General features: G+C 63.9%; 7 protein-coding genes. 2 read left to right on the plus strand and 5 right to left on the minus strand.

Annotated elements, in window-relative coordinates:
* Positions 1-24: 24 nt before the first annotated feature.
* The gene (locus R2R70_RS09130; protein ID WP_410977863.1) at positions 25-2,247 is read right to left on the minus strand and encodes an FAD-dependent oxidoreductase; all 2,223 of its coding nucleotides are present in this window, start codon (positions 2,245-2,247) and stop codon (positions 25-27) included.
* A gap of 297 nt (positions 2,248-2,544) precedes the next feature.
* On the opposite strand from R2R70_RS09130, the gene msrA reads away from it, so the two are divergent.
* Positions 2,545-3,222 (plus strand): peptide-methionine (S)-S-oxide reductase MsrA, encoded by a 678-nt coding sequence (msrA, locus tag R2R70_RS09135; RefSeq protein WP_410977864.1) that lies wholly within the window; start codon positions 2,545-2,547, stop codon positions 3,220-3,222.
* 88 nt (positions 3,223-3,310) lie between these two features.
* Here msrA and R2R70_RS09140 read toward each other — a convergent pair whose 3' ends face one another.
* Positions 3,311-4,630: an MFS transporter gene (locus tag R2R70_RS09140; protein ID WP_410977865.1), complete on the minus strand. Its 1,320-nt coding sequence runs from the start codon at positions 4,628-4,630 to the stop codon at positions 3,311-3,313.
* 205 nt (positions 4,631-4,835) lie between these two features.
* Here R2R70_RS09140 and R2R70_RS09145 point away from each other — a divergent pair, with 205 nt between their 5' ends.
* Positions 4,836-5,810: a LysR family transcriptional regulator gene (locus tag R2R70_RS09145; RefSeq protein WP_410977866.1), complete on the plus strand. Its 975-nt coding sequence runs from the start codon at positions 4,836-4,838 to the stop codon at positions 5,808-5,810.
* Positions 5,811-5,913: 103 nt separating this feature from the next.
* On the opposite strand, the gene R2R70_RS09150 is transcribed toward R2R70_RS09145, so the two are convergent.
* From R2R70_RS09150 to R2R70_RS09160, 3 genes are all read right to left on the minus strand, one after another.
* Complete coding sequence (locus R2R70_RS09150) at positions 5,914-6,513, minus strand: C40 family peptidase (protein ID WP_107336127.1); 600 nt, start codon at positions 6,511-6,513, stop codon at positions 5,914-5,916.
* A 311-nt stretch (positions 6,514-6,824) separates the two neighbouring features.
* Positions 6,825-9,452: a YbeU/YbeR family protein gene (locus R2R70_RS09155; RefSeq protein ID WP_410977867.1), complete on the minus strand. Its 2,628-nt coding sequence runs from the start codon at positions 9,450-9,452 to the stop codon at positions 6,825-6,827.
* A gap of 228 nt (positions 9,453-9,680) precedes the next feature.
* Positions 9,681-12,764, minus strand: a complete 3,084-nt coding sequence (locus R2R70_RS09160) for an efflux RND transporter permease subunit (RefSeq protein ID WP_410977868.1) — start codon at positions 12,762-12,764, stop codon at positions 9,681-9,683.

Genomic DNA, 12,764 nt, shown 5'->3' on the forward strand with positions numbered 1-12,764 from the left:
CAGGCCCGCGGCATGATTCAGCAATTACTGTTTTTCGACAGCCACGGTCCGCTCGGCAGCGCTTGCCTTGAGGGTCTTGGTCGGCTCGAAGCGGCCGTTGCGGCGCCAGGTGAAGTAACGGTCGAGCACCTTGAGCACGCCTTCCGGCTTGTGGGCATTCTTCCACATGCCTGCCGCGGCCTTGTTGGCCTCGGACAGCGTCGGATAGGGATGGATGGTGGACAGGATCTTGTTGAGACCGATGCCATGCTTCATCGCCATGGTGAATTCGGCCAGCCACTCCCCTGCCGAGGCACCGACCAGCGTCACGCCGAGGATGCGATCACGCCCCTTCTCGGTCAGCACCTTGACGAAGCCTTCGGTGGCCCGCTCGGCCAGCGCGCGATCGCTCTCGCCCATCGCGTAATGGGTGACCTCGTACTCATAGCCTTGGGCCTTGGCTTCTGTCTCGTTGAGGCCGACACGTGCCACTTCCGGCTCGGTGTAGGTGACCATCGGCATGATACGGTAGTCGACCTTGAAGGTCTTCAGGCCACCGAACAGCGCGTTGACCGCCGCGTGCCACGCCTGGTGACCCGCCGCATGGGTGAACTGATAGGGGCCGGCCACATCGCCGCATGCCCAGATGTTCGGCTGCAGGGTCTGCAGCGACTCGGAGACATCTATGGTGCCACGCTCGGAAACCGCGATCCCCAGTGCTTCAAGCCCGAAGCCTTCGACATTGGCTTCGCGGCCGATGGCCACCAGCAGCTCGTCGAACTCGATCCAGCTTTCCTCGCCTTCGGGGGAGCTGACCACCAGCTGACGCATTGGCTGGCTGTCCTTGCCCTTGAGCACCTCGATACGCGTGGCGGTGGAATTGACGCGCAGATCGACGCCTTCGCCCGAGAGCTGTTCATGCATCAAGGTGCTGACTTCCTCGTCCTCGCGCGGCATCACGCGTGGCGCACCCTCGATGATGGAGACCTGGCTGCCGAGACGCGCGAAGCTCTGACCCAGCTCCATGCCGATGGGGCCGGAGCCCAGCACCACCAGACGCTTGGGCTGCACCTTGAGGTCCCACAGGTTCTCTGAGGTCAGCGGCGTGATCAATTCCATACCCGGGATAGCTGGCACACGCGGACGGGCACCGGTAGCGATCACCACGTTGCGCGTGGTCAGCACACGGCCATCGACTTCCACTTCCCAGGGCGTCTTGAGCATGGCGCTGCCGGTATGCACTTCCACGCCGAGGCCTTCGTAACGCTCGATGCTGTCATGCGGCTCGACGCTTTCCACCACGTCATGCACATGGCCCATCACCTTGGCGAAATCGATTTCCGGCTCATTGGCGGTAATCCCGAAGCGCTGGGACTGACGAATCTCATGAGCCGCACGCCCGGCACGAATCAGCGCCTTGGAGGGCACGCAGCCGGTATTGAGGCAGTCGCCGCCCATCTTGTGCCGCTCGATCAGCGCGACACGCGCATTGACGGCGGAGGCGATATAGCTGGTGACAAGGCCGGCGGAACCGGCACCGATGACGACCATGTCGTAGTCGAAGGTCTTCGGCTTGGTGAAGGCCGCCTGCTGCTTGCGCTTGCGCAGCACGCCGACGATCTTCTTGGCGATCAGCGGGAACAGGCCCAGCGCGATGAAGGAGGCGATCAGCCCCGGCGAGAGAATGCCGGACAGCGACTCCAGCTGGCCCAGCTCGCGACCGGCATTCACGTAGATGGCGGTACCGGCGAGCATGCCCAACTGGCTTGCCACGTAGAAGGTGACCACACGCATGCGGGTCAGCCCCATCACCAGATTGACGATGAAGAACGGGAAGACCGGCACCAGACGCAGCGTGAACAGATAGAAGCCGCCTTCACGCTCGACGCCACGGTTGAGAGATTCCAGCTGACGGCGGAAGCGCTTCTCGATGCTCTCGCGCAGCAGAGTGCGGGAAATCAGGAAGGCCAGCGTCGCACCGATGGTGCTGGCGAAGGAGATCAGCAACAGCCCCCAGCCGAAGCCGAACAGCGCGCCACCCAGCAGCGTCAGCAATGCTGCACCAGGCAGTGAAAGTGCCGCCATCGCCACGTAGACGACGAAGAAGGTACCCGCGACCTTGAACGGCGATTCCTCGAAGAGTGCCTGAAATTCCGACTGACTGGCCTTGAGGCTCTGCAGAGTGAAGTAATCCTGTGCCCCGCTGGCAAAGAACACCACGATGGCAGCGACGATGGCGCCCAGAAGCAGTAACTTGCGTTTATTCACTGGCGATTTCCTTTTCGATTCCTGCCGTCATGGGCATGTCATTGGGATGTACCGTGTCCTTACGAGGCATGTCGCTGACTGGATGCACTGATTCGCGTAGCGGAGTGAATGGCAGTGGCTTGATCACGACAACGGTAACGTTTCATTCTGCATGTTCGCATCCATCCCGCGTTTATTCGCGTAGAAGCCTGATACAGGCAGTGAGGAATCAACAGCGCCAGTCACCTCACGGCTCACCGAGACATGGAGATTTCCGTGTACTCACCTCGAAGGAATGACGCCTTTCCCGGAGATACCATGACCCGATACACGCGACCCCCCTTCCCTGCGCTCAGACGCCTCACGCCACTGGCAAGCCTCCTCGGCGGCCTGCTGCTTGTCGGTCACGCCAATGCCTTCGACCCGCAGACAGCGCCCAAGGGCGTCGCCGAGGGGGTCGCTCAGGGTCAGGAAGTCGCCATCTTCGCCGGTGGCTGCTTCTGGTGCATGGAAGGCCCCTTCGACAAGCTTGATGGTGTGATCTCGACCACCTCCGGCTATACCGCCGGCGAACAGGACAACCCGACCTACAAGCAGGTTTCCTCGGGCGGCACCGGGCATACCGAAGCGGTCAAGGTGGTCTATGAGCCGGAAAAGGTCAGCTACGACACCCTGCTGGATGTCTTCTGGCACAACATCGACCCGGTCGCGGTGGACCGCCAGTTCTGTGATGCCGGCACCCAGTACCGCAGCGGCATCTATCCCCTCGATGAGGCCCAGCGAGATGCGGCAGAAGCCAGTCGCGATGCGCTGAAGGACAGATTCCCCGAAGGCATCGCCACCGAGATCGAGGCGGCAGGGCCCTGGTATGCGGCCGAGGACTACCATCAGGACTTCTACAAGAAGAACCCGGTGCGCTATCGCTTCTACCGCGCCGGCTGTGGCCGCGATGATCGTCTGGAGGAGATCTGGGGTGACGACGCGCCCGCGCACTGATCTCGCCCTCCAGGCCCTCTACGACAACGGCTCGCCATCTGGCGAGCCGTTGTCGTAGAGGGCCTGGGTGTCTGTGCTGCTCTCAGGCTCAATACTGCGTGGTAGCCCGGCGCCAGCACAGGATCGCCAGCGAGAAGGTCACCGCCAGCACCAGTACGCTGGCGGCCACCACCCCGGGCCAGCCGGCAGCCTGCCAGAAGGGTTCCAGCCAGAAGCCGCCGAGACTCGCGCCCAGATAGTAGGCGGTCAGATACAGCGCACTGGCACTGGCCCGCGCGCCTTCGGCATTGCGTCCGACCCAGGCCGAGGCAGTGGCATGCGCGAGGAAGAAGCCGAAGGCATTCAGGCTCAGGCCGATCAACATGCCGATCAGCGAGTGACTCAGCGTCAGCAGCGTGCCGAGCATCACGATGCCGGTGCCCAGCATCATGGTCAGTGCCTGACCGCGTCGCTGAGCGATCGCCAGCGCGGCCTCACCGTCCTCAGCCGCACCTCCCGGTACCAGACGCCGTGCCAGCCGGCCAGACTGGGAGGCACCGAAGGTGCCCGCCAGATAGGTCAGGAACAACAACCCTAGCCATTGACTGCTGAGCGACCAGGGCGCCTCACTCAGCCGGAAGGTCATGTAGCTGTAGAGATTGACGAAGATGAAGAAATTCAGCCCGCCGAGCAGAAACACCGGCCACAGACGAGGGTTGCGCAGATGGCGACCCAGACCTGCCAGCATGCTGCTCAGCTTGAGCGGTTGGGCGACGAAGCGTCTCTGGCGCGGCAGCAGCTGCCATAACGCCCCCAGCACAAGCAGGCTGACGCCGCCGATGGCGACGAAGCTGGCCTGCCAGCCCCAGTGCTCCGCGATCACGCCCCCCGCGACCCGCCCCGAGATGCCGCCCAGCGAATTGGCACTGATGTAGAGCCCCACCGCCATCATCAAGGCGGGTTGCTCCATCTCATCACTCATGTACGCCACTGCCACCGCCGGCAGGCCGCCGAGCAGAAAGCCCTGCAGCGCGCGCACCGCCAGCAGCGACCAGAAGCCCTCGGCAAACAATGCCAGCCCTGAACAGACCACCCCGCCGCCCAGGGTCCACAGCAGAATACGCCGCCGCCCCAGCGCATCGGACAGCGGGCCGAACACCAGCAGTGCCAGGGCCAGCGTCAGGGTGCTCACCGACAGGGACAGACTCGCCTGCAGCGAGCTCAGGCCCAGATCCGTCGCCAGCAGCGGCAGCAGCGGTTGCACCAGATAGAGGTTGATGAAGACCACGAAGGAACCCAGACACAGTGCCTGGGTCATGCGCCGCCAGTCACGCCCGCGCGCCTTGAGCGGCTCGGGCAGCTCGGACTGTGTGGCGGAAACCGAGGCGGCGGAATCGGGGGAAGAAGACGCGGAAAGCGATGAAGCCATCAGGTACCTGCACTCAATCAAGCATGGGGATGGCGCCAGTCTGCGCCGCGCGCTCGCATCAGTAAAATAGCTCGACATGATACTGGCCATCAGCAAAGCTGATGGCAAAGGCGACACCGGGATGTCGCAAACTGCGCCAAGAAGGAAGCTGCGCTGATAAAGGACCTCGCGATGAAAAGCACCTCGCGATCAACAGGACCCTGCGATGAAACTGCCCTTCGATCTGCGTGCACTGGAGATATTCGTCAGTGTCGTCGAGCACCAGAGCTTCACCACTGCCGCTCAGGCACTCAGCCTGGCCCAGTCAGCGGTCAGCCAGTCGATCGCCGGGCTCGAAAGCCGACTGGGCACGCAACTGCTGGTCAGGGGCTCACGCGGTCTGCGCCTGACCCCGGCCGGCGATACGCTGCTCGAGCATGCCCGGCCCCTGCTGCAACAGGCACAGCGCGCGGCACTGGCGATGGCGGAGCTCGAGGGGCTGGTCAAGGGCGAGGTGCGCATCGGCGTCTCCTCGATGCTCGGCTCCTACTACTTCCCGCCCCTGTTGATGGCATTCAAGGCACGCTATCCCGACATCAAGCTCAGCGTGATCGAGGGCGGCACCCTGAGCCTGCGCCGGATGATCGACAATGCCGAGCTGGACCTGGGCGTCATCGTCGAGGATCAGCTCGGCACCGACACCCACGGCCTGATTCGACGCCACTTCCTGAGCGAGGAAATGGTGGTCTGCCTGGCGAACGATCATCCGCTGGCCGCTCGCGCGCAGATCAGCGTCGAGGAGTTCTTCGCCGAGGAGCTGGTGGTCTTCAAGCGCGGCTACTTCCATCGCGACTTCATCGAGCGCCTGGCCAGTCAGCATGGTCTCGCGCCGAGCATCGCCTTCGAATCGAACCTGATCGCCCTCAACAAGGCGATCGTCGCGCGTGGCTTCGGGATCACCACCTTCCTCAAGCGTGTGGTCGAGGACGACCGTGAAGAGAACAACCTGACCGCCGTCTCCTTCGATGAGCCCGCCTGGCTTGAGCTGTCACTCGCCTGGCGCCGCGAGCGCGGCCTGTCACGTGCCGAGCAGGCGCTGGTCGATTTCGTCATTGAACACTCGGCGGCCGGGAGGCCCACCCAGGATGCCTTGAGCGCTGATGATCAGGCCGACAGCATTGTGCTGGAGCCCCCTTCCTGAGCAGTGGCTGACATTTGCCGGGGCTCAGAAACGACATCACCCGGCCAGGGCCGGGTGATGTCGAACAAGACACTTGTCTGTTTCAGTGCGACGCGAGATCGGCTCACTGGCTGCGCATGGCCAGCTTCATCTGCATGGCCTCGTAGGGCATCGGGCGACGCGACTGCCAGTAGTGCTGGGACCAATAGACGTTGTCGAGCCGCGACAGCTTCACGCCTCGCGAGGTGGAGGCATGCAGGAAGTAGCCGTTGCCGACGTAGACACCCACATGGTTGTAGCGGCGTGAGGGACGGAAGAAGACCAGATCACCCGGCTTGAGCTGCGACTTGTCGATGCGCTTGCCACGCTTCACCTGGTCGGTGGTGGTGCGCGGCAGATCGATGCCGAAGCCATCACTGAAGACATGCTGCATCAGGGCGGAACAATCGATGCCGCGGGAGTTGGTCCCCCCCAGACGATAGGGCGTCCCGGCCCAGCGGTCATGCTCTTCCAGCAGGACATCGCGGATGCTCGGCCCTGACATGGCGAAGTCCTGCGACTCGGCGGCCGGCTGGGACGCGGACTGGCGATAGCGCTTGAGCTTCGGCAGTTCCGGCAGGTCCACATCGTAGTAGGCCACATCATTGGACGGTGTTGAGTGACTGGCACAGCCTGCCACACCCAGTGGCAGGATCAGAAAACAGCATAATAACGCGTGGCGCATCCAGCATTCCTCGTCGTGGGCCCGGCGCTGGAAGGGTGAAGGTGAGCAGCGCTTGCGGACGGCGATAACCATTGATGCATGACGATGATCGTTGATCGATCAGGGATAATACGGCGACTATCTGACAAGGTGGGCCGGATCAGGCAGCAGCAAACCTTGCAACACGATGACGACAGTCAGATGACAAACTCGAGTCGTTCGCAGGATAGTAGTTCATGTTTCCGCAAACCGTATGCCATTGCCGCACAAGTTAGACCAAAGCATCAGAGAAAGTGCCCTCTGCCGCTCACCCAACCTGAATTGAATCCCGCTCAGTGCAACGTGCGGGCGTCTCCGCTCAGCACATCCAGATGCAACGCCGGCCAATGCCCCGGGCGCGCGCCCGGGAAATCGAGACTCGACCAGGCACCGGCCAGCGGTGGCGCCGCCGTCAACCACTGGATGAGCGCATCGCGGAAGCCGCGCAGGAAACTGTCACGCTGGTCGGTGTCGCCCATGAAGAAGGCATAGCCGGCGAACAGTCCACGGGCATATTCCTTCCAGCTGCCGTAGTGGTCGCGCGCCATCGCATAGGCGCTGTCCAGATAGGCGGTGAAGGTCGCATCGTCCAGCCAGCCCAGCTGTCGCCCGGCAATCGCAAGGTCCACTATCTGGGCGATGTCCCACGCCGCCATGTCCAGCTCGTTGCAGCGCGCCTCGTTGTCCCTGACGCGTCGCAGACGGTCCAGATGCACCTGCTCATCATCGCCGCGTTCGGCACTTTCCAGCACGTCGATCTCGTTATCGAGGCGGGCGCGATTGAGGGTGTAGGGGCCGTAGTTGATCTGGTATTCGTCCCGATCACCGGCATCGCGCAGGAAGTCGAGGAAGCCCTTGAGCGCCTCTGCATTGGCGAGGCCATAATGGCCTTCGAGCCAGCCGCTGAGTTCCTCGACGCCCCGCCCGTACTCGACCATCGGCTCACCCCAGCACGGCGTATTGAGCGGACCGCTCAGCGCCAGCGCCGTGAAGCGATCCAGACTCGGGCGCAGCCCCGGCTCCTGCCAGTCGCTGGCGCGCCAGTCGAGCCAATGGAACAGGCTGCCGGGGTCATCGAGATGCCAGCGGATCTCGTTGACTAGCGGATGATCCTCGAGTTCCGGTACCGCGGATTCCCACACCGCCCAGGCTTCCAGCAGACGCATGGCGTCCGGATAGTAGCGGCACAGGGCACTGCGCAGACGCTCGGCACACTGGGCCAGCTCATCGGCCGGGAAATCACCGCTGTCCTGCACCATCAGCAGATAGAAGGCGTACTTCTCGGCCATCACCACACTGGCGGGATAGCGATGACAGACGGCCAGACGCTGTCGGCGTTCCAGCTCGACGGCATCGGCACGCCCGAAGGGCGTCTGGGGGTCGGGCAAGGCACCACGCGCGGCATCGGCGGCCAGCTGGTTGAGATGATGCGCCTGCGCCGGCAGCCAGAAGCGCGCCATGCCCTGCACGCCATCGCGGGTGTCCAGCGCCAGCGTCTCGTTGAGATATTGGCGTGCCTCTTCGCGGCGCGCCGCATCGACCTCGGCGACAAGCCCCTGGCGATAGAGCAGGTCCGGCTCGCGGATACTGGCGATGGCCAGCACCCAGTGGCGGCTGTCATTGCGCCACGCACGAATCGCCGCGCGGCAGCGCTCACGCTGGGCGGCAGGCAGCAGCGCATGCAGCTCGCAACGCAGCGGCGTCAGCGGCGATGCCATCAGCGGACGCCAGTCACTCTCGGTGTCGCGGGTCAGATCGACACCTTCAAACAGACTGCGACCGCGCTGATAGGCGCGGGCCACGCCCTGCCAGTCGGCATAGCGACGCACCAGCAGGTCGATGCCGTGGGCGGCGAAGTCCTCGCCCTCCTCACGACTCAGCCAGCCGGCACATAGCCCGGCGAAGGCGAGATCGACCAGACGTAACCAGTCCCAGGCGGCGAATTCCAGCGGCTCGCCACGATCGAGATACTGCAGCAGCAGCTCACCGTAGGCCGTCGGTGACGGGGGCTTTTCCAGCCCGCCATCGGCGACGTCGATGCTGGAGGAGGCATGCGCGGGGGCGCCCTTGCGCCCTTCCGACTTGCGTTCGGCCTCTTCCTGAGCCGCATCCGCTTCCAGCTCATCCAGCCACTTGGCACGCTCGCTGTCGCTGGCCGTCATCAGGCGTGCGCTGTCGATGTCCCAGCCATAGCGATGGCCCTGCGAGGCCAGCCACAGCAACAGTCGAATCAGCTCATCACGCCCGGTGATCGCCCAGGTCTCGGCCAGCCAGCGCGTGACGTCCGGCCAGTGCGCCGCGGCGTCAAAACCGCTGGCACCATCCTCGTGCGGGCCGCTGTCATCGGTGGTCAATGTCTGACCGCCGAGCCACGGCGAGAAGATGGCGCGCGCCATCCAGACCCGGTCGCGCTCGCCCTGAGGCCAGAGCTCAGTAACCGCCACCGGAGGCTGTGCCTCCAGCGCTTCCTGCAGACGCGGCCAGGTGACGCCGGCGTCTTCGTGCTCCAACTGAGACAGCGCGAGGCTGGCCTCGAAGAAGCCATCATCGCCTCGCGTCCAGCCGGCATCGCTGCGCGAATGGGCCAGGGCCTTGAGCCAGTCATCCAGCGAGGTGAAACGCCCGCCGATCGCCGTGAGCAGGCGTATCAACCAGGCACGCGTGCGCGCCTCTGACAGCCAGCCGGCAGTACGTGCCAGCGCCACCAACTCCAACGCCTCCAGCTGGTGCAGCGGGTCCGGGGTGTCATTGGGGAAGGCCTCCAGCAGACGCCATCCCAACTCGCCCGCATCCGGGACTTCCTGGGCCTTCAGACGCGCGCACGCCTGGGCCGGTGTCCACACCGTTTCCGGCGCTGCACTGAAACCCCAACCGCACAACACCAGCTGTTGCCCCCACCAGGCACTCAGGGGTTCGACCAAGGCACACCTCACGACTCGATAGGATTCGACTGACGCAACACTTGCGACCGGGCAACTCGCAACCGGCGGCGCATAGTGTAACGGAAAGGGGCTTGCGGCGATGCCCCTCACGCAGGATAGCGCGCACGAACCACACCATGACGCCCGATGACAATGGCACTGCCATCGGGCGTCATGGTGTGGGTGGCCGCAGACAGCGCAGACCAAGATTACCGCATTATCATCACATCAGGATGTCTTCATGGACTTGTTGCCGGTCGGGATGCGGAAGAAGGCGCAGTACGCCACCGGCAGCACCACCAGCGTCAGCAGGGTCGCCACGCCCAGCCCGAACACGATCACCACCGCCATGCTCGAGAAGAAGGCATCCGGGAACAGCGGAATCATGCCCAGCATGGTGGTGATGGCCGCCATCGACACCGGCCGCACACGGCTGACGGCCGCCTGCACCACCGCCTGAAAGCGATCCTCCTGCTCATCGAGCTGCACGTTGATCTCCTCCACCAGCACGATGGCGTTCTTGAGTACCATGCCGATCAGACTCAAGGTGCCGAGCAGCGCCATGAAGGTGAACGGCGCGCCGAACACGATCAGACCACTGACGATACCAATCAGCGTCAGCGGCACGATGGACCAGATGGCCAGCGCCTGACGCAGGTTGGAGAACAGCAGCACCGTGATCACGAACATGCCCAGCAGCCCCATCGGCAGCGAGGAGAACAGCGCCTCCTGAGCCTCGGATGAGGTTTCGTACTCGCCGCCCCACTCCAGGTGGTAGCCCTCGGGCAGCTCGATGGCCTCGATCTTGGGACGGATACGCCCCAGCACGCTGGCGGCCGTTTCACCGGACAGCGGCATCGGCTCGGCGTACACCGCCAGCATGCGCTGACGATCGCGACGCTTGATCAGCGGGTCGCGAAGCTCTGTCTCGAGCGGCCCCATCACCGAGCCCGCCGGCACGTAGGTCTCCTGCTCATCGCTCCAGACGTTGAGGCTCGCCAGGGTGTCGAGGTCGAAGCGCTGACGCTCTTCACCGCGCAGCAGGATCGGGATCAGCTCGGAGCCTTCGCGATAGACACCGACGCTCTCGCCGTCGCTATTGATCAGCAGCGCCTGATGCAGCGAGTCACGCGTCACGCCGACACGCCGCGCCTGATCATCCAGGAATTCGGGCTCGATGCGATTGACGCGATTGCGCCATGACAGACGAATGCTGTCGGCCAGCGGCTCCTCCTCGAAGACGCGACGCACCTTGCCCGCCAGCTGACGCAGCACAGCGGGGTCTTCGCCGTAGAGGCGCGCCTCGAGACTCGCCTTGGCCGAGGGCCCGACCTGCAACGCCTGCACCTTGTATTCGACTTCGGGATACTCGGCGCGCACCAGGCGTATCACCTCCTCCATACGCGCTTCGCGACTGGCCCGGTCCCGGGTCTCGACGATCAGCTGCCCGAAGCTTGCATAGCTGTCTTCCGGCGAGTAGGTCAGCGTGAAGCGCTGGGCGCCCCCGCCGGTGACGCTGGTGACATGATTGACCTTGTCCATCTTGAGCACCTGCTGCTCAAGGTCGGCGATGCGCGCTTCCGTCGCCAGCACATCGGTGCCTTCCGGCATCCAGACATCGACGAAGAACAGCGGTGTCGAGGCATCCGGGAAGAAGGCATTCTTGACCTGCCCGAAGCTCATCACGGCCGCCACCAGCAACGCCACCGCGCCCCCCAAGGTCAGCCAGCGCAGGCGAATCGCCCAGCTCAGCAGGCTGCGGAAGCCACGGAAGACGACGCCACGATAGGGGTCTTCCTCCTGATTCTCGTCCGTGTCACTGCCCGCCGTCTCCCGCGCTTCGCGGAAGAACATGTCGAAGAAGAACGGTGTCAGCGTCAGGGCGGTGATCCAGCTCAACAGCAACGAGTAGCACAGCACCCAGAACAATGACCCGACGAACTCGCCGGTGGCATCCGGCGACAGACCGATGGGCGCGAAGGCGGTGATCGCGATCACCGTGGCCCCCAGCAGCGGCATGCGGTTCTGATTGACGACCTCGAAGGCGGCCTGGCGCTTGGTCTTGCCGCGCTTGAGGCCGATCAACATGCCCTCGGTGACCACGATGGCGTTATCCACCAGCATGCCCAGCGCGATGATCAAGGCCCCCAGCGAGATCTTCTGCAGCTCGATGCCATGAATCGACATCATCACGAAGGTGCCGAGAATGGTAATCAACAGCACCAGCCCCATCAGCACGCCGCTCTTGACGCCCATGAACACCAGCAGCACCAGAATCACGATGCCGACGGCCTCGGCCAGGTTGATCAAGAAGCCTGACACTGCTTCATCCACCACCTGCGGCTGGTGATAGACCGTGGTCAGCTCCATGCCCAGCGGCATGCGCGACTCAAGCTCGCCAAGACGCTTGTCGACCAGCGCACCGACCTCGACCACATTGACGCCAGAGGCGAACGAGATGCCCAGCGACAGCGCCGTCTCACCATCGGTGTGATAGAGACGCGACGGCGATTCGGTGTACTCGCGGCTGACCGAGGCGATATCGCCGAGACGAATCAGGCCACCATTGCCGGGACGCCCGACCACCAGACGCTCCAGGTCCTGCACGCTCTGGAACTCGCCGCTTGGCTGAAGTTCCAGCGACAGGCCGTTCTGACGGATCCGCCCGGCGTCGCCGACCACGTTCTGGGCATTGAGCAGGTTGGCGAGCTGATCCGGCGAGATGTTCAGCGCCTGCATGCGATCACGATCCAGCGCAACGATGACCTGCTCGCTGCGCGCGCCGACGATGGAGACCTTCTTGACCCCCTCCACCAGCGTCAGCTCGCGCTGCAGGAAGTCGGCCTGGTCCTCGAGATCATGCGCCGAATAGCCCTTGCCGCTCAGGTTGTAGAGCAGCCCGAACACATCGCCGAAGTCGTCATTGACGATCGAGGAGCCACTGCCGGGCGGCAGGCTCGACTGAGCGTCATTGATCTTGCGGCGCAGCAGGTCCCAGTACTGCTGCATCTCGCCTTCGCGCACGCTGCTCTCGAGCTCCAGCGTGATCTGGGAAAGACCGGAGCTGTTGACCGAGCTGACGCGCTTGAGATTGGGAATCTGCTGGATCGCCTTCTCCAGCGGCAGCGTGACTTCCTCTTCCACCTGCTTGGGCGTCGCACCCGGATACTGGGTAATCACCACCGCATTGCGGATGGTGAACTCGGGAAACTCCAGCTGGCCGAGGCCGAAGAAGGAGGTCACGCCACCCACCGACAGCAGCAGCACGACCATCCAGCTGATGACCTTGTGTCTCAGGAAATAATCGACCAT

Origin of the sequence: Cobetia sp. SIMBA_158 (assembly GCF_046566945.1) — a bacterium.
Classification (GTDB): domain Bacteria; phylum Pseudomonadota; class Gammaproteobacteria; order Pseudomonadales; family Halomonadaceae; genus Cobetia; species Cobetia amphilecti.